General features: G+C 71.9%; 26 protein-coding genes, 1 tRNA gene and 1 riboswitch. Of the genes, 9 read left to right on the top strand and 18 right to left on the bottom strand.

What is annotated here, in order from left to right; all coding sequences use genetic code 11:
* Both ACF1BH_RS27725 and ACF1BH_RS27720 read left to right on the top strand, forming a co-directional pair.
* Window positions 1–422 (top strand): hypothetical protein (locus tag ACF1BH_RS27725; RefSeq protein WP_391646762.1); only part of this gene is annotated, 422 nt, incomplete at its 5' end.
* A gap of 2 nt (window positions 423–424) precedes the next feature.
* The gene (locus ACF1BH_RS27720; protein WP_391646760.1) at window positions 425–598 is read left to right on the top strand and encodes a hypothetical protein; all 174 of its coding nucleotides are present in this window, start codon (window positions 425–427) and stop codon (window positions 596–598) included.
* A 117-nt stretch (window positions 599–715) separates the two neighbouring features.
* On the opposite strand, the gene ACF1BH_RS27715 is transcribed toward ACF1BH_RS27720, so the two are convergent.
* From ACF1BH_RS27715 to ACF1BH_RS27705, 3 genes are all read right to left on the bottom strand, one after another.
* Window positions 716–1,714: an ATP-binding cassette domain-containing protein gene (locus ACF1BH_RS27715; protein ID WP_391646782.1), complete on the bottom strand. Its 999-nt coding sequence runs from the start codon at window positions 1,712–1,714 to the stop codon at window positions 716–718.
* A gap of 45 nt (window positions 1,715–1,759) precedes the next feature.
* Window positions 1,760–2,524: an ABC transporter permease gene (locus ACF1BH_RS27710; protein ID WP_391646780.1), complete on the bottom strand. Its 765-nt coding sequence runs from the start codon at window positions 2,522–2,524 to the stop codon at window positions 1,760–1,762.
* Between the two features lie 106 nt (window positions 2,525–2,630).
* Window positions 2,631–3,428, bottom strand: coding sequence for an ABC transporter permease (locus tag ACF1BH_RS27705; RefSeq protein WP_391646758.1), 798 nt, complete (start codon window positions 3,426–3,428; stop codon window positions 2,631–2,633).
* 527 nt (window positions 3,429–3,955) lie between these two features.
* On the opposite strand from ACF1BH_RS27705, the gene ACF1BH_RS27700 reads away from it, so the two are divergent.
* On the top strand, window positions 3,956–6,292 hold the full coding sequence (locus ACF1BH_RS27700) for a transglycosylase domain-containing protein (RefSeq protein WP_391646756.1): 2,337 nt from the start codon (window positions 3,956–3,958) through the stop codon (window positions 6,290–6,292).
* Here the strand turns inward: ACF1BH_RS27700 and ACF1BH_RS27695 are convergent.
* The 3 genes from ACF1BH_RS27695 to ACF1BH_RS27685 form a co-directional block, all read right to left on the bottom strand.
* Window positions 6,237–6,557 (bottom strand): DMT family transporter, encoded by a 321-nt coding sequence (locus tag ACF1BH_RS27695; RefSeq protein ID WP_384597768.1) that lies wholly within the window; start codon window positions 6,555–6,557, stop codon window positions 6,237–6,239. The two genes, ACF1BH_RS27700 and ACF1BH_RS27695, sit on opposite strands and share 56 nt — an antisense overlap.
* 32 nt (window positions 6,558–6,589) lie before the next feature.
* Window positions 6,590–6,652, bottom strand: a riboswitch (guanidine-III (ykkC-III) riboswitch).
* Window positions 6,653–6,752: 100 nt separating this feature from the next.
* Window positions 6,753–7,055: a GroES family chaperonin gene (locus ACF1BH_RS27690; protein WP_391646778.1), complete on the bottom strand. Its 303-nt coding sequence runs from the start codon at window positions 7,053–7,055 to the stop codon at window positions 6,753–6,755.
* A gap of 97 nt (window positions 7,056–7,152) precedes the next feature.
* A complete protein-coding gene (locus ACF1BH_RS27685; protein ID WP_391646754.1) occupies window positions 7,153–7,473 on the bottom strand; it encodes a DUF3618 domain-containing protein in 321 nt (106 codons plus the stop codon).
* Window positions 7,474–7,698: 225 nt separating this feature from the next.
* On the opposite strand from ACF1BH_RS27685, the gene bcp reads away from it, so the two are divergent.
* Window positions 7,699–8,178 carry a thioredoxin-dependent thiol peroxidase gene (gene bcp / locus ACF1BH_RS27680; RefSeq protein WP_030283341.1) on the top strand — a complete coding sequence of 160 codons (480 nt, stop codon included), beginning with the start codon at window positions 7,699–7,701 and terminating at the stop codon, window positions 8,176–8,178.
* Window positions 8,179–8,338: 160 nt separating this feature from the next.
* Here bcp and ACF1BH_RS27675 read toward each other — a convergent pair whose 3' ends face one another.
* Both ACF1BH_RS27675 and ACF1BH_RS27670 read right to left on the bottom strand, forming a co-directional pair.
* Window positions 8,339–9,610 carry a sensor histidine kinase gene (locus tag ACF1BH_RS27675; protein WP_391646751.1) on the bottom strand — a complete coding sequence of 424 codons (1,272 nt, stop codon included), beginning with the start codon at window positions 9,608–9,610 and terminating at the stop codon, window positions 8,339–8,341.
* A complete protein-coding gene (locus ACF1BH_RS27670) occupies window positions 9,610–10,131 on the bottom strand; it encodes a hypothetical protein (RefSeq protein WP_391646749.1) in 522 nt (173 codons plus the stop codon). Before ACF1BH_RS27670 ends, ACF1BH_RS27675 begins: the two co-directional genes overlap by 1 nt.
* A 390-nt stretch (window positions 10,132–10,521) precedes the next feature.
* Between ACF1BH_RS27670 and ACF1BH_RS27665 the strand changes: the two genes are divergently transcribed.
* Window positions 10,522–12,060: an MFS transporter gene (locus ACF1BH_RS27665; protein ID WP_391646747.1), complete on the top strand. Its 1,539-nt coding sequence runs from the start codon at window positions 10,522–10,524 to the stop codon at window positions 12,058–12,060.
* A gap of 172 nt (window positions 12,061–12,232) precedes the next feature.
* Window positions 12,233–12,317 (top strand) — tRNA-Leu (locus ACF1BH_RS27660).
* Between the two features lie 83 nt (window positions 12,318–12,400).
* Here ACF1BH_RS27660 and rdgB read toward each other — a convergent pair.
* The 4 genes from rdgB to ACF1BH_RS27640 form a co-directional block, all read right to left on the bottom strand.
* On the bottom strand, window positions 12,401–13,036 hold the full coding sequence (gene rdgB / locus ACF1BH_RS27655; RefSeq protein ID WP_391646745.1) for an RdgB/HAM1 family non-canonical purine NTP pyrophosphatase: 636 nt from the start codon (window positions 13,034–13,036) through the stop codon (window positions 12,401–12,403).
* A gap of 9 nt (window positions 13,037–13,045) precedes the next feature.
* Window positions 13,046–13,471 carry a hypothetical protein gene (locus ACF1BH_RS27650; RefSeq protein ID WP_391646743.1) on the bottom strand — a complete coding sequence of 142 codons (426 nt, stop codon included), beginning with the start codon at window positions 13,469–13,471 and terminating at the stop codon, window positions 13,046–13,048.
* A gap of 263 nt (window positions 13,472–13,734) precedes the next feature.
* Entirely contained in the window at window positions 13,735–14,466 is a 732-nt protein-coding gene (gene rph, locus ACF1BH_RS27645; RefSeq protein WP_391646741.1) for a ribonuclease PH, read from the bottom strand.
* A 138-nt stretch (window positions 14,467–14,604) separates the two neighbouring features.
* Complete coding sequence (locus ACF1BH_RS27640) at window positions 14,605–14,838, bottom strand: glucose PTS transporter subunit EIIB (protein ID WP_168102456.1); 234 nt, start codon at window positions 14,836–14,838, stop codon at window positions 14,605–14,607.
* 252 nt (window positions 14,839–15,090) lie between these two features.
* On the opposite strand from ACF1BH_RS27640, the gene ACF1BH_RS27635 reads away from it, so the two are divergent.
* Entirely contained in the window at window positions 15,091–16,401 is a 1,311-nt protein-coding gene (locus ACF1BH_RS27635) for a PTS transporter subunit EIIC (protein WP_391646739.1), read from the top strand.
* A gap of 319 nt (window positions 16,402–16,720) precedes the next feature.
* Entirely contained in the window at window positions 16,721–18,040 is a 1,320-nt protein-coding gene (locus ACF1BH_RS27630) for a PTS transporter subunit EIIC (RefSeq protein WP_391646737.1), read from the top strand.
* Between the two features lie 76 nt (window positions 18,041–18,116).
* On the opposite strand, the gene ACF1BH_RS27625 is transcribed toward ACF1BH_RS27630, so the two are convergent.
* The gene (locus ACF1BH_RS27625) at window positions 18,117–18,869 is read right to left on the bottom strand and encodes an MBL fold metallo-hydrolase (RefSeq protein ID WP_391646735.1); all 753 of its coding nucleotides are present in this window, start codon (window positions 18,867–18,869) and stop codon (window positions 18,117–18,119) included.
* A gap of 291 nt (window positions 18,870–19,160) precedes the next feature.
* Here ACF1BH_RS27625 and ACF1BH_RS27620 point away from each other — a divergent pair, with 291 nt between their 5' ends.
* Complete coding sequence (locus ACF1BH_RS27620; protein ID WP_391646733.1) at window positions 19,161–19,433, top strand: hypothetical protein; 273 nt, start codon at window positions 19,161–19,163, stop codon at window positions 19,431–19,433.
* A 74-nt stretch (window positions 19,434–19,507) separates the two neighbouring features.
* Here ACF1BH_RS27620 and ACF1BH_RS27615 read toward each other — a convergent pair whose 3' ends face one another.
* The 5 genes from ACF1BH_RS27615 to ACF1BH_RS27595 all read right to left on the bottom strand — a co-directional run bounded on the left by ACF1BH_RS27615 (window position 19,508) and on the right by ACF1BH_RS27595 (window position 23,251).
* The gene (locus tag ACF1BH_RS27615; RefSeq protein ID WP_391646731.1) at window positions 19,508–20,458 is read right to left on the bottom strand and encodes a PLP-dependent cysteine synthase family protein; all 951 of its coding nucleotides are present in this window, start codon (window positions 20,456–20,458) and stop codon (window positions 19,508–19,510) included.
* Between the two features lies 1 nt (window position 20,459).
* Window positions 20,460–20,765 carry a MoaD/ThiS family protein gene (locus ACF1BH_RS27610; RefSeq protein WP_391646729.1) on the bottom strand — a complete coding sequence of 102 codons (306 nt, stop codon included), beginning with the start codon at window positions 20,763–20,765 and terminating at the stop codon, window positions 20,460–20,462.
* 95 nt (window positions 20,766–20,860) lie between these two features.
* A complete protein-coding gene (locus ACF1BH_RS27605; protein ID WP_391646727.1) occupies window positions 20,861–21,034 on the bottom strand; it encodes a putative leader peptide in 174 nt (57 codons plus the stop codon).
* Window positions 21,035–21,214: 180 nt separating this feature from the next.
* Window positions 21,215–21,640, bottom strand: a complete 426-nt coding sequence (locus ACF1BH_RS27600) for a Mov34/MPN/PAD-1 family protein (RefSeq protein WP_030283363.1) — start codon at window positions 21,638–21,640, stop codon at window positions 21,215–21,217.
* A 129-nt stretch (window positions 21,641–21,769) separates the two neighbouring features.
* A complete protein-coding gene (locus ACF1BH_RS27595) occupies window positions 21,770–23,251 on the bottom strand; it encodes an amino acid permease (RefSeq protein ID WP_391646725.1) in 1,482 nt (493 codons plus the stop codon).
* Between the last annotated feature and the right edge of the window lie 307 nt (window positions 23,252–23,558).

Genomic DNA, 23,558 nt, shown 5'->3' with positions numbered 1-23,558 from the left:
GGGCGTCGGCGCCGGGGGCCACGTATCCCGTCTGTGCGCTGTGGACCGTCTCCCCCGTGCTGGCGGTGCGGTGGCTGCGCGGGCAGGCGCTGCGGCTGGCGGAGCGGATCGGGCCCGAGCCGGTGCGGTCGCCGTGGGCGTGGCTGACGCGCGGCGCGGCGGACGACGAGGCGCGGGAGCACGCCGCGAAAGTACGGGCGTGGGCATGGGACGCGGACGAGGAACGGGCCGCGCGCGAGCACATCAAGCGCGGGCACGCGCTGTTCGTCACCCTCCCGGACGCCGACCGCACCCACACCCTGTGCATCTGGCCAGGTCAACCACCCGGCGACGCGGGCCGGACCCCGCCGGAACCGTTCCGGCACCGCATCGGCGGACTCACCCACCCGCTGTACGTCCTCGCCGAAGACCCGTGGAGGTAGCCGTGACCGCGCACCCCGAGCACACGGGCACACCCCGCTCCGGCACCGTCGGCGAAGACGTCCTGCGGGTCCACGAACTCGTCGGCACCGGCGACCCGCGCCCCAGATGCGGCGCCGGGGAAGGCGAAACCGTCGACGAATGGCTACGGGCGGTCAACTGTCCGGAGTGCCGGTAGCGGACGGCGAGGGTCGCCGCGTCCCGGCCGCTGCGAGGTGCCGCCCTGCGCGACACCACCGCCCCACTGGGCTGACGCCTCGGGGGCCGCCGCCTTCCCCGGGGGCGGGGCCGGGGGTCAGCCGCCCGCCACCGGGGCCGCCGCCCCGCCCGCGTACAGCCGGGCGATGACGTCCTCGATGTCCGGCTCCCGGATCGAGAGGTCCACCAGCGGATAGCGCTCGGCGACCGCGGCGACCAGCGGGGCGGCGCTCGCCGCGGCGGGGAAGGCGAGCCACTGGCGGGGACCGGCGACCTTGACGGTGCGGGCGCCGGGGACGCCGTCGATCGGCGGGAGTTCGCGGTCCAGGTCGACGACGAGCATCCGCTCGCCCTCGCCCGACGCGCGCAGCCCGGTGAGGTCGCCGTCGTAGACCAGGCGGCCGTGGTCGATGACCATCACCCGGCGGCAGAGCTGCTCGATGTCGGTGAGGTCGTGGGTGGTCAGCAGGACGGTGGTGCCGCGCTCCGCGTTCACCTCGCGCAGGAACGAGCGGACCTTCGCCTTGCTGACGCCGTCGAGGCCGATGGTCGGCTCGTCGAGGTAGAGCACCTCGGGGTCGTGCAGCAGCGCCGCCGCGATGTCGCCGCGCATCCGCTGGCCGAGCGAGAGCTGCCGTACTGGGACGTCCAGCAGCGGCGCCAGGTCCAGCAGCTCCACGCAGCGCTCCAGGTTGGCGCGGTAGGTGGCGTCCGGGACGCGGTACATCCGGCGCACCAGCTCGTAGGAGTCCTTCAGCGGCAGGTCCCACCAGAGCGTGGTGCGCTGGCCGAAGACGACGCCGATGCGGCGGGCCAGCCGGAGGCGGCCGCCGGCGGCGCCGCCCGTGCCGGAGCGGGCGAACGGGTCGATGCCGGCGACCCGCAGCCGCCCGGCGCTGGGCATCAGGATGCCGGTCAGCATCTTGATGGTGGTGGACTTCCCGGCGCCGTTCGGGCCGATGTAGCCGACCATCTCCCCGCGGGCGACGGTGAAGTCGAGCCCGGCGACGGCCCGCACCTCCTCCCGGACCCGCCGCAGCCGCCCCGCCTTGCGGCGTACCGAGAACACCTTCTCGACCCCGGCCACCTCGATCAGCGCGTCCAACGCAATTCCCTTCCGTCGTCGTTCCGTTGGCGTACGTCAGCTGCCGGTGCTGCGGTACGCGGTGAGGGCGCGGCGCCACAGCAGGCCCGCGACCGTGCAGAGCAGGGCGGCGACCGCCGGGCCCAGGAACGCCACCCACCACGGCAGGCCCAGCGGTTCGGGGCGGCCCAGCAGCCAGAGGGCGGGCACCCAGTTCACGAAGGCCAGCGGGACGATGAAGACGACGCCGCGCACCAGGTCCTGGGCGAAGACCGTCGGCGGGTACTGGAGCATCGCCTTGCCGCCGTAGGTGAAGGAGTTCTGCACCTCGGCGGCGTCCTGCGCCCAGAACTGGAAAGCGGCGCCCGCCGTGAAGACCGCCCCGAAGATCGCCGTGCCGGTCAGCACCATCACCGGCACCATCAGCACCCGGCCCGCCGACCACGCCACGTCGACATGGACCAGCGCCCAGCCCAGCACCAGCGCCGCCTGGACGATGCCGCCCAGCCGCCGCAGCGCGAACCGGTCGGCGGCCAGCTGCGCGAAGACCGGCACCGGGCGCAGCAGCAGGGTGTCCAGCGAGCCGTCCCGGATGCGGCTGCCGAGCCGGTCCATGCTGCCCATCAGCAGGTCCGCGAGGTTCATCGCGGTGCCCGAGAGCCCGTAGAGCAGGGCGACCTCGGGAAGCGTGAAGCCGCCGAGGACGTCGATACGGGAGAACATCAGCAGCAGCGCGACGAAGTCCAGGGCGGTGGCGGCGAAGTTGCCGACCGCCGTCATCGCGAACGACGCCCGGTAGGCGAGCGTCGCGCGGATCCACATCCACACCAGCAGCCGGTACGCGCGCAGCCCGTGCGCCACCACCGTCCACCGGCCCCCGGTGTCCGCCGCACGCCCCGCGGGCGGCGTGGCCGTCTCCGGCACTCCGTCAGCCACCGTTCACCACCACCTTCCTGGTGGCGTACGACTGCACCAGCCGCCCGAGGGCGAGCAGCGCCACCGCCCAGCCCGCCTGGAGCAGCAGCCCCCGCAGCGCGTCGGCGCCGGTGCGCGCGCCGAGCAGGATGTCGGCGGGGACCTGGAGGAGCGCCGCCCAGGGCAGCAGCTGCGCGGCGTGGGCGAGGGCGTCGGGGAAGACCGGCAGCGGGAGCACCATGCCGGAGAAGAACGTCGCCGCCAGGCCGGTGATCATCGCCAGCCCGGCGCCGTCCAGCAGCCAGAACGAGGCGAGCGCCACCAGATACCGCAGCCCGAAGCTGACGACGACGGCCAGCAGCGCCGAGGCCAGGAACAGCAGCCAGGTCAGCGGGCGGTCGGGCAGGGCGAGTTCGAAGAAGAGGGCGCCGGTGGCGAGCGGGACGACGCCGCGGCCGATCAGCTGGAGGGACGCCCGCCCGAGGTCGGCGGCGAGCCACCACAGCTGGAGGTCGGCCGGGCGGTGCAGGTCGACCGCGATGTCGCCGGTGCGGATGCGGTCCTGGAGCTCGGCGATCCCGCCGCCGCCCATCAGCGAGGTGGCGGCGAGCAGCGCCTGCCCGGTCCAGGCGAAGGTCATCGCCTGCGGCAGGTCGTAGCCGCCCAGATGGGGCCGCTGGTCCCAGAGGGCGATGTAGGAGTAGGCGACGATGAAGCCGAAGACGGTGTTGGTGAAGACCCCGGCCGCGGTGGCGACCCGATAGGTGGCGTAGCGCCGGAAGCTCCCGGTCGCCACGGCCGCGTACAGCATCGACCCGAATCCCTTTCCTGTGCGGCGCCGTGCGGCGCGGAGGCGGTGCGTCCGGCGCCGTGCGGCACGGACGGGCGGCGCCCGGTGGGCCGGGCGCGCGGGTGCCCGGGGGCCGGGCGTGCGGAGCTGCCCGGCCGGGGACGCCGGGCCGGGCGGTGCCGAGCGGGCACGCGTGGAGGCGGGCGGCCGGGCGGGGTGCGGGGGCGGACGGGGATCGGGGGCGGGCGGCGGGCCGGCCCCGGGCGGTTCCGTGGGCGTGCGCGCCGGGACGGGTCCGGCGGCAAAACAACCCGACCCTAACGGGACGCCCGCCCCGCGCACCACGCATTTATCACCCGCCGGGGTGAGACGGGGACGCCATCCGGCCGCCCGCGAAGAGGTCACCGGTGTGTGCCGTACCCGGAGAACGGATCAGATGATGCGACAGTACATATCGGGATAAGAATCACTAATCCCAGGCGCGTATCCCGTCCGGTACCGGCCCGCCGCGGCATCCGCCCGGCGGCGGCAGAGGAGTCCCACCACACATGAGCGAAGAGCCGCACGGCCCGGAGAACGGCGGCCCCCGGCAGCAGTGGGGGCCCCGCCCCGCCGGACCGGCATCCGCGGGGAAGGGCGCCGCCCGGCGCCGCCGGCGCACCGGCTGGCGCCGCGTCTTCCCCTCCTGGCGGATGCTCCTCGGCACCGGCGTACTGATCGTGCTGCTCGTCGCGGGCGCGCTGGTCGCCGGATACCTGCTCGTCGACATCCCGGCGGCCAACAGCGCCGCCCGCGCCCAGAGCAACGTCTACCTCTACGCCGACGGCACCGAACTGGCCCGCGACGGCGACATCAACCGCGAGAACGTCGCCCTGTCCCAGGTCCCCAAGCGCATCCAGCGGGCCGTCCTCGCCGCCGAGGACCGCGACTTCCACACCGAATCGGCCGTCGACCCCGCCGCCATGCTCCGCGCCGCCTGGAACACCGCCACCGGCAAGGGCAAACAGTCCGGCTCGACCATCACCCAGCAGTACGTCAAGAACTACTACCTCGGCCAGGAACAGACCCTCACCCGCAAGGCCAAGGAGTTCTTCATCGCCATCAAGCTGGACCGCGAGGAGAGCAAGGGCAAGATCCTGGAGGGCTACCTCAACACCAGCTACTACGGCCGCAACGCCTACGGCATCCAGGCCGCCTCCCAGGCGTACTACGGCAGGAACGTCGACCAGCTCACCACCGCCCAGGGCGCCTACCTGGCAGCCCTCCTCAACGCCCCCAGCTCCTACGACGTCACCGCCCACCCCGAGAACCGCGCCCGCGTCCTGTCCCGCTGGAAGTACGTCCTGAACGGCATGGTCAAGGAGCACTGGCTCAGCGCCGCCGACCGCGACGCCATGACCTTCCCCGACCCGCTCTCCACCACCACCCCCGCCGGCCTCACCGGCCAGCGCGGCTACGTCGTCAAGGCCGTCACCGACTATCTGACCGACCATCACCTCGTCGACGAGGACACCCTCCGCTCCGGCGGCTACCGCATCACCACCACCCTGGAACGCAAGCGCCAGGACGCCCTCAGCCACGCCGTCGACACCAAACTGACCGGCCGGCTCAGCGACAAGCGCCCCGTCGACGCGTACGTCCGCGCCGGCGGCGCCTCCATCGACCCGGCGACCGGCCGCGTCGTCGCCCTCTACGGCGGCACCGACTACGCCAAGCAGTACGTCAACAGCGCCACCCGCCGCGACTACCAGGTCGGCTCCGTCTTCAAGCCACTGGTCTTCGCCTCCGCCGTGCAGAACGGCTCGGTCACCCAGAGCGGCGCCCGCATCACCCCGAACACCCCCTACGACGGCACCAACAAACGCATGACCGTCCAGCGCGGCAGGGCCACCGGCTTCGCGCCCGCCAACGAGGACAACCGCTCCTACGGGCAGATCACCGTCACCGCCGCCATGGACAAGTCCGTCAACGCGGTCTTCGCCCAGATGGGCATCGACGTCGGCCCCGCCAAGGTCAAGGACACCGCCGTCGCCCTCGGCGTCCCCGAGGACGCGCCGGGCCTCGCCACCGCCCAGGGCGCCATCTCCCTGGGCACCGCCACCCCCAGCGTCCTCGACATGGCCCAGGTCTACGCCACCCTCGCCCACCACGGACGGCTGCGCCCGTACACCCTCGTCGACAAGGTCACCAAGGACGGCCGGCAGATCGTGCTGCCCGACCGGCCCGAGACCACCGCCGTGGGCCGCTCCGCCGCCGACACCACGACCTCGATGCTCCGCAACGTCGTCGAGGGCGGCACCGCCACCGCCGCCCAGGGCGCCGGGCGGCCCGCCGCCGGCAAGACCGGTACCGCCGAGGACGACAAGGCCGCCTGGTTCGCCGGGTACACCCCCGAACTCGCCACCGTCGTCGCCGTCCTCGGCCAGAACCCGAAGACCGCCGCACAGGAACCGCTCTACGGCGCCGCCGGACTGCCCCGCGTCAACGGGGGCGGCTTCCCCGCCCAGATCTGGGCCGACTACACCGCCGCCGCGCTGCGCGGGAAGCCGGTCCGCACCTTCGACCTGAAACTGGAGCCCGGCGCCCAGTCCTCCGTCTCCCCCAACCCCTCGGCCTCCGGCGCCTCCCCGTCCGGCTCCGCCCCCGCCCCGGGCGACACCGCCCCGACCGGCGGCCCGCAGCGCCCGAACCGGCCCGGCGACCGCCCCTCCGCGGGGCCGCCGCCCGCCGGCCAGGGGCAGGACGGCGGCGCCGGGGAGAACAGCGGCGGAGGCGGCGACGAGGGCGGCTCGGACAAGAACGGCCACGGTCACCGGGCGGGCGCGCGGCTCAATGCCCCGACGTCGCCTTCAGCCCCACCACCGCGACCAGCAACAGGCAGATGAAGAAGATCCGGGCGGCGGTCACCGGCTCACCCAGCACCACCATCCCGACCACCGCCGCACCGGCGGCGCCGATCCCGACCCACACGCCGTACGCCGTACCGATCGGCAACGTACGCGCCGCGACCGACAGCATCAGCATGCTCGCCACGATCCCCGCGCCGGTGAACACGCTCGGCCACAGCCGCGTGAACCCGTCGGTGAACTTCATCCCGATCGACCAGCCGACCTCCAGCAGACCGGCGACCGCGAGCAGGATCCATGCCATGACGGCACCTCCGTGAAAAGCGTTTCAACAGGGGTGCGTCGTCTTTTCCTGCCCGGTACGGCGCGTCTCGTCGGGTACCCCCGACGCTAGCAACCCGGCATACGGAACGGGCGGTGACCTCGGTCACCGCCCGTCCACCCGCGGGCCCGCCCGCCACGGCGGCGGGCCCCGGAAACGCCTCAGTCCTACGGATTCCTACAGATACAGCCCCGTCGCGTCGTCCGCGCCCTCCAGCCGCTCCGCGGCCACCGCGTGCAGATCCTTCTCCCGCATCAGCACGTACGCCACCCCGCGCACCTCGACCTCGGCACGGTCCTCCGGGTCATAGAGCACCCGGTCACCGATCTCCACGGTCCGTACGTTCTGCCCCACGGCGACGACCTCGGCCCAGGCCAGCCGGCGGCCCACGGCGGCGGTCGCCGGGATGACGATGCCCCCGGTCGAGCGGCGCTCGCCCTCGGGGATGTCCGTCCGCACCAGCACACGGTCGTGCAGCATCCGGATCGGCAGCTTGTCGTGGGTGTCCTTGACGTTATTCGGGCTCACGGCACGACCGTACCCGCACCCCGGCCACCGCCCGACCGCCGGGCACCGCTCAGCCGCGCCGCTTCCGGGAGCGCACCACCAGCAGGCCCACGACGCCGACGCCGACCATCGCGACCGGCACGATCCGCTCCAGCCGCGGCGCACCGTCCTCCGACACCAGCTGGGCGCGGACGTCCGACACCACGCGGTTGGCCGCCACATAGGCGCGACCGGCCGTGCGGTCCACCGCCTCGACGGCCTTCGCCCTCGCCTCACCGATGACCGTCTTCGGGTGCAGCCGCACACCGATCTCGTCGAGCATCACGGCGAGATCCTGCCGCCTGCGGACGATGTCCGCCTCGATCTGCGCAGGGGTCCTGGCTTCCGACACCGCGCCGCCTCCATCGTCTCTGGCCGATGCGTACGGGACCGGGCACGAGGCCCCGTACGGAACCGGCCACCACATGCGTACCGATTCGTGCACACAGTCTGTCAGCTCACGCCCCGCCGCGCCCCACAGCACCCCCTGTAACGCGCGACCCCGCGGCTCCCGTGTCGCCTGGCCGCCCGCCCGACGCCGTAATCTCGGGGCGTACGGAACCTTCGAAGGAGAGCCATGAGCGAGCGACTGCAGCCCGGCGACACCGCCCCCGCCTTCACCCTGCCCGACGCGGACGGAAACGAGATCTCGCTCGCCGACCACAAGGGCCGCAAGGTCATCGTCTACTTCTACCCGGCCGCCCTCACCCCCGGCTGCACCAAGCAGGCGTGCGACTTCACCGACAACCTCGACTTCCTCGCCGGCCACGGCTACGACGTCATCGGGATCTCGCCCGACAAGCCGGAGAAGCTCGCGAAGTTCCGCGAGAAGGAGGAGCTGAAGGTGACGCTCCTCGGCGACCCCGACAAGAAGGTCCTGGAGTCCTACGGCGCCTTCGGCGAGAAGAAGCTGTACGGCAAGGTCGTCACCGGCGTGATCCGCTCCACCGTCATCGTCGACGAGGACGGCAAGGTCGAGCGGGCCCTCTACAACGTGAAGGCCACCGGCCATGTCGCCAAGATCATCAAGGACCTGAAGCTGGCACCGACGGCCTGACCGGCCGAGGCCCTGACGCTGCCGGTCCGGCAGCGGACGGGGCCGGATATCGGCGGCCGGGCCGGATGCCGGCGAACCGACATCGCCGGGCCCGGTCCGGCAGCGGGCCCGCGGCCCCGGGCCCGGCCGCCGCCCCGCCGGACCGGCCCCGGCCGCCGCCCTACTCCGCCCCCTCCGCCACCGCCACCCGGTCCGGCAGCTCCAGCACCGCCCGGGCGCCGCCGCCCTCCGCCACACCGAAGTCCAGCCGCGCCCCCAGCACCCCCGCCTGGCCCACCGCGATCGTCAGCCCCAGACCGTGCCCGGTCCCCCGCTCCGGCGCCGCCGTACGGAACCGCCGCGGCCCCTCGGCACACAGATCCGCCGGATACCCCGGCCCGTGGTCCCGCACCACGATGCGGTTGCCCGCCACCACCACCTCGATCGGCGGCTTCCCGTGCCGCTCCGCGTTGGCCAGCAGATTCACCAGCACCCGCTCCACCCGGCGCCGGTCCGTCTCCACGATCCGCGGCTCCCCCTCGACCGTCACCGTCACCTCGTCCACCCCGCGCTGCCCCGCCGCCCGCCGCACGATCCCCCGCACCAGCGACGGCAGATCACAGGCGTCCACATCCGCCCGCTCCACCCCGGCGTCCAGCCGCGACACCTCCAGCAGGTCCTCCACCAGCCGCCGCATCGCCTGCGCCCGGTCCCGCACCAGCTCCACCGCCCGCGGCTGCGGCAACAGCTCCGCCGCCGCCACCAGCCCCGCCACCGGCGTCCGCAGCTCGTGCGCCACATCCGCGGTGAACTCCCGCTCCGCCTGCGCCTGCGCCGCCAGCGACGTCGCCATGTCCTGCACACTCCGGCCCAACTCGGCCACCTCGTCCCGCCCCGCGCTCGCCAACCCGTCCCACTCCAGCTCCGGCCCCGCACCCGCCGCTATCCGCCGCGCCGCCGCCGCACTCAACCGCAGCCGCCGCGACAGCCGCTGCGCCACGAACCACGACACCACCGCCATCAACACGACCGTGCCCGCACCCGCGATCAGCAGCGCCCGGTCCAGCGCCACCCGCGCCGGATCGTCCTCCGGATACGCCGCCGACACCGACAGCGACCGCCCCCACCGCGCACCGCCCGTCCCGTCGTCGACCCCCGTCGCCGCCCACACCCGCGGATCGTCACCCCCGCTCAGATACGTCCCCGACCGCCCCGCGAACACCGCCTCCCGCAACGGCACCGGCAACGCCGGGTCATCCAGCTGCGCCCCCATCGCCAGCGTCCCGTCCCGCTCGTATATCTGCACCGCCGAACTGAGCCGGACGTCCTGGTACGCCCGCGCCGCACGCTCCCGCCCGGCGTCGGCGATGTGATGCACCGCGACACCCAGCACCACCACGGCGAGCGCCGTCACACCCGAAATGGCCAGCGCGATCCGGCCCCTGATCCCCATCACGCGAGGCTGTACATCTCCGTCGTGTCCCCCATCGGCGTCGAGCCGTCGTACGTCACTTCCAGACCGGTGAACGCCCGGCCCCCCTCGACCGTCCGCACCCCGTACAGCCGGAACCGCGCCGGGAACACCGCGTCCCCCGCCGTCCCCGCAGCCGCCTTCTCCACCTGCACCACGCCCCGGCCCTCCGCCGACGTCCGGCCGTACCGCTGCCAGGTGATCCCCGTCGCCACCATCCCCGAGTCCGCGCAGGTCAACGTGATCACCTGCGGCTCGACCTCCGGCTCTCCGAAGCCGCAGTCGCGTACGCCGGGCAGCCCGTCCGCCGCCTTCTTCTGCGGCGCCTGCCCGGGCACCGGACGCTGCCGCGCCGCCGACGTCTGCGGCGCCACATCCACCGCCGACGCGTGCCGGCCCGCCTGCACACCCCACACCCCGGCCGCGAGCAGCACCGTGAGCACGGCGCCCACCGGCACAGCGGTACGCCACCCCACCCGGCGCGCCCCTACGCGGTCGCCCATCGCCCTCTCCTTCCGGGGCCGCGGCCCCGCACCCCGCCGGCACACCCGACGCCACCACCCCCCACGAGGGGCCCGGCGAACGGCGGCTTCGCGGACACATGGCAACGGCACCGCCCCACCCTGCCCGGCCCCCCGCACGGGCTGATTGCCCGCACACGGCGATGACCGCGCGGCTGCGTACCAGTTCTGTAACAACGCCCCTCCGACCAGGCGCGGAGCGCCCCCGCTCGCGGCCCGCGAAACCGCAGGCCACGATGGCTTCCCCGGACGGCTCAGCCGGAGTGACGTACCTCCCCTTCCGGAGCCATGGTGGTTTGATCCGCGCTCGACTGCGCAGGCGCACCCGTCGTATCCCCGCGCACTTCGCGCTCTGAACGAGAGGACCGCCTCGTGCCGACCGGCAGCACCGAAGCAGACCCCGCTTCCGAACACGATCCGGAGGCCCTCAAGCGCCACCGCGTGCTCTTCCGTGCCATAGCCCGGCGCAGGAATCCCAAACTGCGGCGCACCGACATCACCATCACCGACGAGCGCGTGGTCAAGCGGGCCGTGAAGGCGGCCGCCCTCGGTAACGCCATGGAGTGGTTCGACTTCGGGATCTACAGCTATCTCGCGGTCACCATCGGCCAGGTCTTCTTCCCCAACGGCAACGGCACCATCAGCCTGCTGTCCTCGTTCGCCACCTTCGCCGTGGCCTTCCTCGTCCGCCCCCTCGGCGGCGCCTTCTTCGGCCCGCTCGGCGACCGCGTCGGCCGCAAGAAGGTCCTCGCCCTCACCATGATCATGATGGCCGCGGGCACCTTCTGCATCGGCCTGATCCCCTCGTACGACGCGATCGGCTTCTGGTCCCCGGTCCTGCTCATCCTCTTCCGGCTGGTCCAGGGCTTCTCGACCGGCGGTGAGTACGGCGGCGCCTCCACCTTCATCGCCGAGTACGCCCCCGACAAGAAGCGCGGCTACTTCGGCAGCTTCCTGGAGATGGGCACCCTGATCGGCTACACCGGCGCCGCCGGCATCGTGCTGATCCTCAACACCTCCGTCGGCGCGGACGCGATGCTCCACTGGGCCTGGCGCATCCCGTTCCTGGTCGCCGGACCGCTCGGCCTGGTCGGTCTCTACCTGCGGCTGCGCCTCGACGAGACCCCCGCCTTCCAGAAGCTGGAGGCGACCCAGACGCACTCCGCGGCCGGCTCGCCCGCCGAGGCGGAGGCGGAGTTCGCGCACCTCTCCGAGAACGCCCCGAAGAAGAAGATCGGCGAGATCTTCGCCCAGCAGTGGCCGACGCTGATCCTCTGCATCGCCCTCGTCGGCGCGTACAACATCGCCGACTACATGCTGCTGTCGTACATGCCGACGTACCTCACCGACACCCTGCACTACAAGGAGTCGCACGGGCTGCTGATCCTGCTGGCCACCATGATCGCGCTGATGCTGATCATCACCACGGTCGGCCGGCTCAACGACCGCTACGGCCGCAAACCGCTGCTGATGAGCGGCATGCTCGGCTTCTTCATCACCGCCATCCCCGCCTTCCTCCTGGTCAAGCAGGGCTCCCTGGCAGCCGTCATCGCCGGTATGGCCCTCCTGGGCCTCTCCCTCGTCTGCCTGCTGGGCACCATGTCCGCCGCCCTCCCGGCCCTCTTCCCCACCAATGTCCGCTACGGCTCGCTCTCCATCGGCTACAACCTCGCCGTCTCGGTCTTCGGCGGCACCACCCCGCTGGTGATCACCGCCCTGATGGGCGCCTTCGACGGCAACGTCATGGTCCCCGCCTACTACACGATGGGCGCCGCCCTCGTCGGCGCCATCGCCGTCGCCTGCATGAAGGAAACCGCCCAGCAGCCCCTGGCCGGCTCCCCGCCCTCGGTCGCCACCAAGGAGGAGGCGGTCGAGATGATCACGTCCCAGAACCAGGAACCGAAGTTCTGAGGGGTGACGGCTGAGGAGGGAGGGGAGGCCCCCCGGTCCCTTTCACCTGACGGCGGCCGGAGTCCGGACGGTAAGCCCCTGGCCGGGGCCCCCGGAAACGGCTGGATCCCCCTGCTCCGGACGACCACGCCCTCGGCGCCCCCGGGGCAGCCGGTAGCATGACCGAGGACTTGCGGCGGTGGCGCAACAGGCGACGCAGCAGACTTAGGATCTGTGGCCGGTGAAACGGCTTGAGGGTTCGAATCCCTTCCGCCGCACCGGTCGACGGCCCGTGGAGCGCATCGCCGCCCACGGGCCGTCTCTCTTTCCCGGACTCTTCTTCCGGGGGCGGATGTGCCCCTCAGCCCAGAAGCTCCCGCACCACCGGAACCAGCGCCCGGAACGCCTTGCCGCGGTGGCTGATGGCGTTCTTCTCGTCCGGGGTCAGCTCGGCGCAGGTGCGGGTTTCGCCGAGGGGCTGGAGGATCGGGTCGTAGCCGAAGCCGCCGGTGCCGGACGGGGTGTGGCGCAGGGTGCCCCGGAGGGTGCCCTCGACGACGCGTTCGGTGCCGTCGGGGAGGGCGAGGGCGGCCGCACAGGCGAAGTGGGCGGCGCGGTGGTCCTCGTCGATGTCGGAGAGCTGAGCGAGGAGCAGGTCGAGGTTGGCGCGGTCGTCGCCGTGGCGGCCGGACCAGCGGGCGGAGAAGATGCCCGGCGCGCCGCCGAGGACCTCGACACAGAGGCCGGAGTCGTCGGCGACGGCCGGGTGGCCGGTGGCGCGGGCCAAGGCGTGTGCCTTGAGCAGGGCGTTCTCGGCGAAGGTGACGCCGGTTTCCTTGACGTCGGGGATCTCCGGGTAGGCGTCGGCGCCGACGAGTTCGACGTCGAGACCGGCGGCGGTGAGGATCGCGCGGAGTTCGGTGACCTTGCCGGCGTTACGGGTGGCGAGGATGAGGCGGCGGGGAGCGTCCGGCCGCTGCTCGGTTGAGTGCTGCATGGGGAGTGATTATCCCGGGGTGCAGACCTTGGTCAGTTCGCCGGCCGCGTCGGCGAGCGGCTGGAGGTCGGGGTCCTTGCCGTCCCGCACCGCCTCGCGGGCGTTGTCGATGCCGTCGTTCATGCTCTTCAGCGCCTTGGTGAGATCCGGATCGCCGGTGGCGTCGCCGATGCCCTTGAGGTCGCGGTCGAGGCCGTCGAGGGCCTTCTCGGTCTGCTCGGGGTGGTCGGCGGCGTCCTGTGCGGTCTTCTGGAGCCTGTCGACACCGTTGACGACGGCGGTGGCGGTGTGGGCGCAGTCCATCGCCTTGTCGACGGCGCCGCAGGCGGTGAGCGCGGGTATCGCGAGCGCCGCGGTGGCGAGGGCCGCGACGGCGGTGGCGGCGGGACGTCGGCGCGGACGGGTGCCGCGGGCGGTACGGGTGTGCAGGGTCATGGAACGGTTCTCCCCCCAGTCATGAACAGGTAAAGCAGGCATGGGGAGAAACGCGCCCCGGGGGGATTTGGTTGCCGGGGCGGATGACCGTCCGGTCCGTTCCGGTGCCGGAGTACCGCGCGCGAAGGCGCCGGCCGGCCGGTGCGCGGGCTCCGGCCGGTGCGCGGTCGTCCGGGCCCGGTGGACACGGCTCCGGCCGCGTCCCGGGGGGACGCGGCCGGACGGTGCGTGCGGGGCCGGGCCTCGGCGGAGGCCGGGGCTGTTCAGAGGGTGCGGGCGAGGGCCTCGCGCTGGGCGGCTTCGAGGTCGGCGCAGCCGGCGACGGCGAGGTCGAGGAGGGCGTTGAGCTCGTCGCGGTCGAAGGGCTCGGCCTCGGCGGTGCCCTGGACCTCGACGAAGCGGCCGTCGCCGGTGCAGACGACGTTCATGTCGGTCTCGGCGCGGACGTCCTCCTCGTAGCAGAGGTCGAGGAGCGGGGTGCCGTCGACGATGCCGACGCTGACGGCGGAGACGGTGCCGGTCAGCGGCTTGCGCCCGTGCTTGATGATCTTCTTCTGCTGGGCCCAGGCGATGGCGTCGGCGAGGGCGACGTAAGCGCCGGTGATGGCGGCGGTACGGGTGCCGCCGTCGGCCTGGAGGACGTCGCAGTCGAGGACGACGGTGTTCTCGCCGAGCGCCTTGAAGTCGATGACGGCACGGAGCGAGCGGCCGATGAGGCGGCTGATCTCGTGGGTGCGGCCGCCGATCTTGCCGCGGACCGCCTCGCGGTCGCCGCGGGTGTTGGTGGAGCGGGGCAGCATCGCGTACTCGGCGGTGACCCAGCCCTCACCCGTGCCCTTGCGCCAGCGGGGCACGCCCTCGGTGACGGAGGCGGTGCAGAAGACCTTGGTGTCGCCGAAGGAGACGAGGACGGAGCCTTCGGCGTGCTTGCTCCAGCCGCGTTCGAGGGTGACGGGGCGGAGCTGTTCGGGGGTGCGGCCGTCGATGCGAGACATGGCGTAGAGCCTAGCGGGAACGGGGCGGGGGGCTGTCCGGGCGACCGTGGGGCCCGGACGGCGGCCGGCCGGGAACACCGCAGGCCCCGGAGCGTGCGCAGGCACGCGGTCCGGGGCCCGGGGAGCAAGCAGGTCCGGCTACATCATGTCCTCGATCTCCGCCGCGATCGGGTCCGCGTCGGTGCCGATGACGACCTGGATGGCGGTGCCCATCTTGACGACGCCGTGGGCGCCGGCGGCCTTGAGGGCGGCCTCGTCGACCAGGGAGGCGTCGGAGACCTCGGTGCGCAGGCGGGTGATGCAGCCCTCGACCTCTTCGATGTTGTCGAGTCCGCCGAGCCCGGCGACGATCTTCTCGGCCTTGGATGCCATGTCCACTCCTGCTTGTCTCGGCCGCCGGCGAGGGTGCCGGGCGGTGGTGCGGGGTGCGGTCGTGCCCTGCGGTTGACGAACCGTAACGCACGTTCAGCCCAGCTTTACGGGCGTTTGTCCGCTGTCTGGCGAAGGATAGCGATCACCCGGAGCGCGTACCGGGGGCCCGGCGCCGCACCCCAAGTGGTCTACACCATCAGTATGCGGTACCCACCGGGCACGGTGTCGGCGGGCGGTTGCCGGAGGTGGCGGATGAGTTCTGGCGCGGCGGCCGCGCCCCGCACGAAGCGGGGCGCGCATCTCTTCCAGGGGATGCAGAAGATGGGGCGCAGCCTGCAGTTGCCGATCGCGGTGCTGCCCGCGGCGGGCATCCTGAACCGGCTGGGGCAGCCGGACGTGTTCGGCGCGGACGGGCTGGGCTGGGAGCCGGTGGCGAAGGTCTTCGCGGGGGCGGGGGGTGCGCTGCTGGATTCGGGGCTGGGGCTGCCGTTGCTGTTCTGCGTGGGTGTGGCGATCGGGATGGCGAAGAAGGCGGACGGGTCGACGGCGCTCGCCGCGGTGGTGGGGTTCCTCGTCTACTTCGCGGTGCTGCACCAGTTCCCCGTGGTGTGTCCGTCGGGGCAGACGTTCGCGCAGGCGGGGCCGTGGGGCGGGGTGTGTGTGGACGGGGCGGGGAGGGCGGCGCCGGCGACGTTCCAGAATCCGGGGGTGTTCGGCGGCATCGTGCTGGGGTTCGCGGCGGCGTGGTGCTGGCAGCGGCTGCACCGGGTCAAGCTGGTGGACTGGCTGGGGTTCTTCAACGGGCGGCGGCTGGTGCCGATCGTGATGGCGTTCGTGGGGTTGGTGTTCGCGGCGGTCTGCCTGTTCGTGTGGCCGCCGGTGGGTGCGGCGCTGACGTCGTTCAGCAAGTGGCTGACGGATCTGGACTGGATCGGCTCCGGGATCTTCGGGACGGCGAACCGGGCGTTGCTGGTGGTGGGGTTGCACCAGTTCCTGAACACGTTCGTGTGGTTCCAGTTCGGCGACTTCACCAAGCCGGACGGCACGGTGGTGCACGGCGACATCAACCGTTTTCTGGCGGGTGATCCGACGGCGGGGCAGTTCACCACCGGCTTCTTCCCGATCATGATGTTCGCGCTGCCCGCGGCGGCGCTGGCGATCACGCACTGCGCGCGTCCGGGGCGCCGTAAGGAGGTGGGCGGGCTGATGCTGTCGGTGGCGCTGACGTCGTTCGTCACCGGGGTCACCGAGCCGATCGAGTACTCCTTCGTCTTCATCGCGCCGGTGCTGTACGGGATCCACGCGGTGCTGACGGGGGTGTCGCTGGCGGTGTGCTGGGCGTTGGGGGTGCACGACAGTTTCAGCTTCTCGGCGGGGTTGATCGACTACGTCATCAACTGGGGGCTGGCGACGAAACCGTGGCTCATCATTCCGATCGGGCTGTGCTTCGCGGCGCTCTACTACGTGCTGTTCCGGTTCGTGATCACGAAATTCGATCTGGCGACGCCGGGGCGTGAGCCGGTGGAAGTGGCGGAGGAACTGGAGCGGGAGAACGTGAAGTAGCGGGGGCGGTACGGCGGGTTCCCGGATTGCCGGCCGGTGGCCGCGAGGCCGTACCGTGGGCGGGGCGAGGGCGGGCGGCGCCCTCTGGGTGACGGGGGCGGAAACCTGCCCTGACCTGCGCTTCTCCTCGTCGCGGCGCCACGTCGCCCGGCCGTTCGGGTACCTTCCTCCGGGCCCGGCCGGCATGTGGTCCACACCACTGGGAAGAATGGATTCCTTTCGGCCGGGGCCACGTGCTAAGAATGGTCTAAACCACTGAGTGGTGTAGACAACAAGCGGGCCGCACCCCATGAGTGCCCGCCGCACCTGGAGGAATCCGATGAGTTCGGCCACTGCCTCGGCGGCACCGGAGAAGAAAAGCCGCGGCTCCGCAGCGATGGCCGTCGGCCAGCGCATCGGCCGCAGCCTCATGCTGCCCATCGCCACGCTGCCCGCCGCGGCGCTCATGGTCCGCCTCGGCCAGCCCGACATGCTCGGCCGGGACAACTTCCCCGCGTTCCTGAACAAGCTCGCCGAGTTCATGGCGGCGGGCGGCGGTGCGCTCCTGGACAACATGCCGCTGCTGTTCGCGGTCGGTATCGCCATCGGCTTCGCGAAGAAGGCCGACGGCTCCACCGCGCTCGCCGCCGTCGTCGGCTACCTCGTCTTCAGCAAGGTGCTGGGCACCTTCACGGACGACAGCCTGCCCAAGGTCCAGCAGGTGGTCGACGGGAAGATAGCCGACGTCGCGCCGCCGGTGAACGCGGGTGTGCTCGGCGGTGTGGTGATCGGCATCGTGGTCGCCCTCCTCTACCAGCGCTACAGCCGCAAGAAGCTCCCCGACTGGCTGGGCTTCTTCAGCGGCCGCCGGCTGGTGCCGATCCTGTCGTCCTTCGCGGGTCTGGTCATCGGCATCGTCTTCGGCTACATCTGGCCGGTGCTCGGCACCGGGCTGCACAACTTCGGTGAGTGGCTGGTCGGTTCGGGCGCGGTCGGCGCCGGTGTCTTCGGTGTCGCCAACCGCGCGCTGATCCCCGTCGGTATGCACCACCTGCTCAACTCGTTCCCGTGGTTCCAGGCCGGTGACTACGACGGCAAGCACGGCGACATCGCCCGCTTCCTGGCCGGCGACCCGTCGGCGGGGCAGTTCACCACCGGCTTCTTCCCGATCATGATGTTCGCGCTGCCCGCCGCCTGCCTGGCGATCGTGCACTGCGCCCGCCCGGAGCGCCGCAAGGTCGTCGGCGGCATGATGCTCTCGCTCGCGCTGACCGCCTTCGTCACCGGCGTCACCGAGCCGATCGAGTTCACCTTCATGTTCATCGCGCCGGTGCTCTACGCGATCCACGCGGTGCTGACGGGTGTGTCGCTGGCCCTGACCTGGGCGCTGGGCATGAAGGACGGCTTCGGCTTCTCGGCCGGCGCGATCGACTACGTCCTCAACCTCGGCATCGCCACCAAGCCGTGGCTGCTGGCGCTGGTCGGCCTCTGCTTCGCGGTCGTGTACTACGCGCTCTTCCGCTTCGCGATCGTCAAGTTCAACCTCCCGACGCCGGGCCGCGAGCCCGAGGACGAGGTGCCGGAGACGGAGAAGGGCGCGGGCAAGGCCGAGGCGAAGACTGCGGCGAAGTCCGGCGGGAAGGCGTCGCTGACGAAGTAGCGGCTTCCCCGCAGATGACGCGGCGGCGGCCCCGGGAGCGTTCCCGGGGCCGCCGCCTTTTCCGTGTCCGGGCCGGTCAGACCTCGTGGACCGTGCCCGCGCGGGCCGTCTCGACCGGGCCGTCGTAGACCTTCTGCGCATCGCGCAGGGTGATGTCCGGGTCGGTCCACGGCGGGATGTGGGTGAGGATCAGCCGTCCGGCCTTGGCGCGCGCGGCGGCCTCGCCGGCCTCGCGGCCGTTGAGGTGCAGATCGGGGATGTCCTCCTTGCCGTGCGTGAACGACGCCTCGCAGAGGAAGAGGTCGGTGCCCTCGGCCAGCTCGTCGAGCGCCGCGCAGGGCCCGGTGTCGCCGGAATACGTCAGCGACCGGCCGCCGTGCTCGATGCGGAAGCCGAACGCCTCGACGGGGTGGCAGACGCGCTCCGCCCGGACGGTGAACGGGCCGATCGGGAACGTCCCCGGCGTCAGCGTCCGGAAGTCGAAGACCTCGCTCATCGCGCCGTCGTACGGCAGATCCGCGTGGGCGGCGGTCAGCCGCCGCTCGGTGCCCGCCGGACCGTACACCGGCATCGGCGCGCAACGGCCGCCGTCCGGGCGGTAGTAGCGGACGACGAAGTAGCCGCACAGGTCGATGCAGTGGTCGGCGTGGAGGTGGGACAGCAGGACGGCGTCGAGGTCGTAGAGACCGCAGTGGCGCTGCAGCTCGCCGAGGGCGCCGTTGCCCATGTCGAGGAGCAGCCTGAAGCCGTCGGCCTCCAAGAGGTAGCTCGAACAGGCCGAATCCGCGGAGGGGAACGACCCGGAGCATCCGACGACAGTGAGCTTCATGCGGGCGTGAACCTCCTGTGCGGGGACGGCGGAGCGGCGGACCGTGCCGGGCCGTGGTGTCCGGCAGGTGGCCGGTCCGTACGGGTGCCCGGCGGGTCCGGTCGCGCGGTGCGGTGCCCACGAGGGTAAGGCGCACGGGGTGGTGCCGCTCCTGTGGCGGGGCGAGCTGTGGGCGGAATCACCAGTCCGGGTGGGCCGTACGAAGGGCCCGTCCGCCGTGCCGTACGGGGCCGGCGCCGGTACGGTCGCAGCGGACGGACGGCGGACCGGCGGCGGCGAGGGGAGACGGCGATGGACGGCTCGTGGTGGCCCGCGCTGGTGGCGGTGGTCGCGTTGGCGCTGGTCGCGGCGGTGGTCGACGGCCGGGGCCGGAGCAGGCGACCGCCGCGGCGGCGCGGGCGGCGGGCGGCAGCGGCCGGACGCCCGGCGGACGGCGCGGGCACCCGCACCGGTGCCGGCAGCGGCAGCGCGGAGCCCTCGCCGCCGGGGTCCCCGCCCGGCGACGGGGATCGTACGGATGTCCGGGAGGACGGCGGGGCGGACGGGCGGCGGGGCGGAGGCTGAGGCGGCGCCCGGCCGGTGGCATACGGCGGCGGGCGGCCCCTTCGGGGGACCGCCCGCCGTGGTGCGCTCCGGGCTCAGGCCCAGAGCTGGCCGTGCAGGGTGGCGATGGCCGCCTCGGTGGATTCGGCGGTGTAGACGCCGGTGGAGAGGTACTTCCAGCCGCCGTCGGCGACGACGAAGACGATGTCGGCGCTCTCCCCGGCGCGCAGCGCCTTGCGGGCGACGCCGAGCGCGGCGTGCAGGGCGGCACCGGTGGAGATCCCGGCGAAGATGCCCTCCTCCGCGAGGAGTTCGCGGGTGCGGGCGACGGCGTCCTCCGAGCCGACGGAGAAGCGCGTGGTGAGCACGGACTCGTCGTACAGCTCGGGGATGAAGCCCTCGTCGAGGTTGCGCAGCCCGTAGACCACGTCGTCGTAGCGCGGTTCGGCGGCGACGATCTGCACGCCGGGGACCTGCTCGCGCAGATAGCGGCCGACGCCCATGAGGGTGCCGGTGGTGCCCAGGCCCGCGACGAAGTGGGTGACGGACGGGAGGTCGGCGAGGATCTCCGGGCCGGTGGTGGCGTAGTGCGCACCGGCGTTGTCGGGGTTGCCGTACTGGTAGAGCATCACCCAGTCCGGGTGCTCGGCGGCGAGCTCCTTGGCGACCTTCACGGCGGTGTTGGAGCCGCCCGCCGCGGGCGAGGAGATGATCTCGGCGCCCCACATCGCGAGGAGTTCGCGCCGCTCGGACGAGGTGTTCTCGGGCATCACGCAGACGATGCGGTAGCCCTTGAGCTTGGCCGCCATGGCGAGCGAGATGCCGGTGTTGCCGCTGGTGGGCTCCAGGATCGTGCAGCCCGGGGGGAGCCGGCCGTCCTTCTCCGCCTGCTCGATCATGTGGAGCGCGGGGCGGTCCTTGACGGAGCCGGTGGGGTTGCGGTCCTCCAGCTTGGCCCAGATGCGGACGTCGGCGGAGGGCGAGAGGCGCGGCAGGCGGACGAGAGGGGTGTTCCCGACCGCCGCCAGCGGGGAGTCGTACCGCATGTCAGACCAGGTCCGCCGGGCGGTCCGCGGCGGTGGAGCCACCGGCGACGGCGGGGAGGATGGTGATGTGGTCGCCGTCGGTCAGCTTGGTGGCGATGCCGTCCAGGAAGCGGACGTCCTCGTCGTTGAGGTAGACGTTGACGAAGCGGCGCAGCTGCTCGCCGTCGACCAGCCGCTCCTTGATGCCCGCGTGGCGGCTCTCCAGGTCGTCGACGAGGTCGGCGAGGGTGCTCCCGCTGCCCTGGACGGCCTTCGCGCCGTCGGTGTAGGTGCGCAGGATGGTCGGGATTCGGACCTCGATGGCCATGAGAGTGCTCCTGTCGGAGTGCGGGGGCGGGGGGCTCTGTGGCCCGTGTGCACGGCGTGCGGCGGTGCGGGTGTGGCGGGTGGTGCGGGCCCGGGTCAGGCCGCGGCGCGGCCCGGACACAGGGCGCTGGTGAGGCGGCACAGATCGATGTGCAGCCGGGCGGCTCCGCAGCCGAACGCGCCCAGCAGGGCGGAGGCGGAGCGACGCGTGACGAGCGGAGCCTGCTGCCGCATGGCCCTCCTCTGCTCGCTCACGTCGTGGTCAACCATGCGGTCATCGTATCGATTCCCGGTCCGGGTTTTGATACCTCGTCCCAGGATGCGGACGGTTGTGTACATCAGGTGGGACACGGCGGGCGGCGGTCCGCCCGGGGCGGCGGATCGTCCCAGGTCACGGCGGCCCACCCAGCCCGCAGGGCGCCCCCGGGCGGACCGCCCGGGCCCGGTCCGTCAGGCGTACGCCTCGACGATCCGGACCTCCTCCTCGGTGATCTCACCGTCCACGATGCGGAACGAGCGGAACTGGAAGGGGCCCGCGTCGTCGGTGTCGGCGGTGGAGACGAGGACGTAGTGCGCGCCGGGCTCGCCCGCGTAGCCGACGTCGGTGCGGGAGGGGTACGCCTCGGTGGCGGTGTGCGAGTGGTAGACGATCACCGGCTCCTCGTCGCGGTCGTCCATCTCGCGGTAGAGGGCGAGGAGGTCGGCGGAGTCGAACTCGTAGAACGTGGGCGAGCGGGCGGCGTTGAGCATCGGGATGAACCGCTCGGGGCGGTCGCTGCCGGCCGGTCCCGCGACGACGCCGCACGCCTCGTCCGGGTGATCCTGGCGGGCGTGCGCGACGATCCGGTCGTGGAGGTCCTGGGTCAGGGTCAGCATGCGGCAAGGATAGGAGGGCCTTCCCGGCGGCCGGGAGCGGGTGCGGGAAGCGGCCGGGCACACGGCGACGGACCCGTGCCCACCGTGGAGATGCGGTGGATACGGGCCCGTCGCCGGAGGTGGGGCCGGTCAGTCCTTGGCGTCCTTGCCGGGCTGCTGCTCCCCGGTGGCCGGAGCCGGGACGGTGGCGCGGGCCGCGAAGACCTCGGCCGACCGGCGCTTGATGGACAGATAGCCGACGCCCAGGATGACCGCCCAGATCGGCGCCGCGTACAGCGAGATGCGGGCGTCCGGGTCGATGCCCATCAGCACGATGACCATGCCGATGAACGCGAGGGCGAAGATCGAGGTGTACGGGGCGCCGGGCGCCTTGAACTCCGACTGCGGCAGTTCACCGCGGTCGGCCTTGGCCCGGTAGCGCAGCTGCGAGATGAGGATGACGATCCAGGCCCACATGCCGGAGATCGTGGCGAAGGACACGACGTAGTTGAACGCGTCGCCGGGCCACTGGTAGTTGATCCAGACGCCGACCAGCATCATCGCGACGGAGACGCCGGTGCCCCAGGTGGGCAGGCCGTTCTTGCTCAGGTGCGTGAAGAGCTTCGGCCCCTGGCCGTTGACCGCGAGGTCGCGGAGCATCCGGCCGGTGGAGTACATCCCGGAGTTGGCGGACGAGAGGGCGGCGGTCAGCACGACGAAGTTGACGATGCCGGCGCCGGCGGGCAGGCCGATCTCCTGGAAGGCACGGACGAACGGGCTGACGCCGGGCTCGAAGACCGTCCAGCTGACGACCGACAGGATGATGATGAGCGCACCGATGTAGAAGAGGCCGATGCGCCACGGCACGGTGTTGATGGCCTTCGGCAGCACCTTCTTCGGGTCCTTCGCCTCGCCCGCGGTGACGCCGACGAGTTCGACGGCGAGGAACGCGAACATCACGATCTGAAGAGTCATCAGCGTGCCGCCGATGCCCTTCGGGAAGAATCCGCCGTCGGCCCAGAGGTGACTGAAGGAAGCGGTCTCACCGGCATTCGAGAAACCGAGAATGATAACGCCGAGACCGATGAGGATCATGCCGATGATCGCGGTGACCTTGACCATCGAGAACCAGAATTCCAGCTCACCGAAGATCTTTACCGAGATCAGGTTGATCCCGAAGAGCGCGACGGTGAAGACGAGCGACGACACCCATTGGGGTATGTCGTGGTTCCAGTAGTGGATGTAGGTGGCTGCGGCGGTGACTTCCGTGATTCCGGTCACGACCCAGAAAAGCCAGTAGGTCCAGCCGGTCACAAAGCCGATGAAGGGGCCGAGAAATTCGCGTCCGTACTCCGAGAAGGAGCCGGAGACCGGGCGGTACATGAGCAGTTCGCCCAGCGCCCGCATGATGAAGAAGATGACGAGACCGACGATCGCGTAGGCCAGGATGATGCTGGGCCCCGCCTTGGATATCGCCTTGCCCGCCCCGAGGAACAGGCCGGTACCGATGGCGCCACCAATGGCGATCATCTGGATCTGGCGGTTTCCCAGACCCCGCTGGTAGCCCTCTTCCGGGCCTTTTCCAGCGGCCTCATTGCCGTCGTGTTGTTGATCGACCTGCACAGAGGTCATGAGTGGTGCGCCTTTCTCCATACCGACCCGGTCTGTCCGGATCGGGTTCCGATCCCCCCGGATGGAGTTCCTGCACGCCGGCGGTGGCCGGCTCAGCGCTCCCGCAGCGACAGGGGTGGCGTCGCTCACGGCAGGTCGTGAACATCTATCACGGCGCCTCGGAGGGCGACCAGGGACGTGGTAAGGCAAGGTCGCGCGAAAATTAGGACAAAGTCCTAAACAATCGGCAAGGCGCACGCGTGCGAGATGGGATCGTTATCCGGATTTGAGCATTCTCTGAGCGAACGCCTGAGGAATGGTAACCAGG

Source organism: Streptomyces sp. NPDC014733, from assembly GCF_043083385.1.
Classification (GTDB): domain Bacteria; phylum Actinomycetota; class Actinomycetes; order Streptomycetales; family Streptomycetaceae; genus Streptomyces.
Note: the sequence above shows the minus strand (reverse complement) of the source record. Positions and strands in the feature narration are given on the sequence as shown.

What these genes read in the sequence shown, in the direction of transcription:
- ACF1BH_RS27700 (WP_391646756.1), top strand. Translation starts at nt 3,956, where the DNA reads ATGAGCGAAGAGCCGCACGGCCCGGAGAACGGCGGCCCCCGGCAGCAG.
- ACF1BH_RS27595 (WP_391646725.1), bottom strand. Translation starts at nt 23,251, where the DNA reads ATGACCTCTGTGCAGGTCGATCAACAACACGACGGCAATGAGGCCGCT.
- ACF1BH_RS27695 (WP_384597768.1), bottom strand. Translation starts at nt 6,557, where the DNA reads ATGGCATGGATCCTGCTCGCGGTCGCCGGTCTGCTGGAGGTCGGCTGG.
- ACF1BH_RS27675 (WP_391646751.1), bottom strand. Translation starts at nt 9,610, where the DNA reads ATGGGGATCAGGGGCCGGATCGCGCTGGCCATTTCGGGTGTGACGGCG.
- ACF1BH_RS27600 (WP_030283363.1), bottom strand. Translation starts at nt 21,640, where the DNA reads ATGCTGACCCTGACCCAGGACCTCCACGACCGGATCGTCGCGCACGCC.
- ACF1BH_RS27705 (WP_391646758.1), bottom strand. Translation starts at nt 3,428, where the DNA reads ATGCTGTACGCGGCCGTGGCGACCGGGAGCTTCCGGCGCTACGCCACC.
- ACF1BH_RS27605 (WP_391646727.1), bottom strand. Translation starts at nt 21,034, where the DNA reads ATGGTTGACCACGACGTGAGCGAGCAGAGGAGGGCCATGCGGCAGCAG.
- ACF1BH_RS27640 (WP_168102456.1), bottom strand. Translation starts at nt 14,838, where the DNA reads ATGGCATCCAAGGCCGAGAAGATCGTCGCCGGGCTCGGCGGACTCGAC.
- ACF1BH_RS27670 (WP_391646749.1), bottom strand. Translation starts at nt 10,131, where the DNA reads ATGGGCGACCGCGTAGGGGCGCGCCGGGTGGGGTGGCGTACCGCTGTG.
- ACF1BH_RS27615 (WP_391646731.1), bottom strand. Translation starts at nt 20,458, where the DNA reads ATGCGGTACGACTCCCCGCTGGCGGCGGTCGGGAACACCCCTCTCGTC.
- rdgB (WP_391646745.1), bottom strand. Translation starts at nt 13,036, where the DNA reads ATGCAGCACTCAACCGAGCAGCGGCCGGACGCTCCCCGCCGCCTCATC.
- rph (WP_391646741.1), bottom strand. Translation starts at nt 14,466, where the DNA reads ATGTCTCGCATCGACGGCCGCACCCCCGAACAGCTCCGCCCCGTCACC.
- ACF1BH_RS27650 (WP_391646743.1), bottom strand. Translation starts at nt 13,471, where the DNA reads ATGACCCTGCACACCCGTACCGCCCGCGGCACCCGTCCGCGCCGACGT.
- ACF1BH_RS27690 (WP_391646778.1), bottom strand. Translation starts at nt 7,055, where the DNA reads ATGCTGCACGACCGTGTGCTGGTGCGGACGGACATCCCCGAGGGCGAG.
- ACF1BH_RS27710 (WP_391646780.1), bottom strand. Translation starts at nt 2,524, where the DNA reads ATGTGGATCCGCGCGACGCTCGCCTACCGGGCGTCGTTCGCGATGACG.
- ACF1BH_RS27625 (WP_391646735.1), bottom strand. Translation starts at nt 18,869, where the DNA reads ATGAAGCTCACTGTCGTCGGATGCTCCGGGTCGTTCCCCTCCGCGGAT.
- ACF1BH_RS27635 (WP_391646739.1), top strand. Translation starts at nt 15,091, where the DNA reads ATGAGTTCTGGCGCGGCGGCCGCGCCCCGCACGAAGCGGGGCGCGCAT.
- ACF1BH_RS27630 (WP_391646737.1), top strand. Translation starts at nt 16,721, where the DNA reads ATGAGTTCGGCCACTGCCTCGGCGGCACCGGAGAAGAAAAGCCGCGGC.
- ACF1BH_RS27620 (WP_391646733.1), top strand. Translation starts at nt 19,161, where the DNA reads ATGGACGGCTCGTGGTGGCCCGCGCTGGTGGCGGTGGTCGCGTTGGCG.
- ACF1BH_RS27610 (WP_391646729.1), bottom strand. Translation starts at nt 20,765, where the DNA reads ATGGCCATCGAGGTCCGAATCCCGACCATCCTGCGCACCTACACCGAC.
- bcp (WP_030283341.1), top strand. Translation starts at nt 7,699, where the DNA reads ATGAGCGAGCGACTGCAGCCCGGCGACACCGCCCCCGCCTTCACCCTG.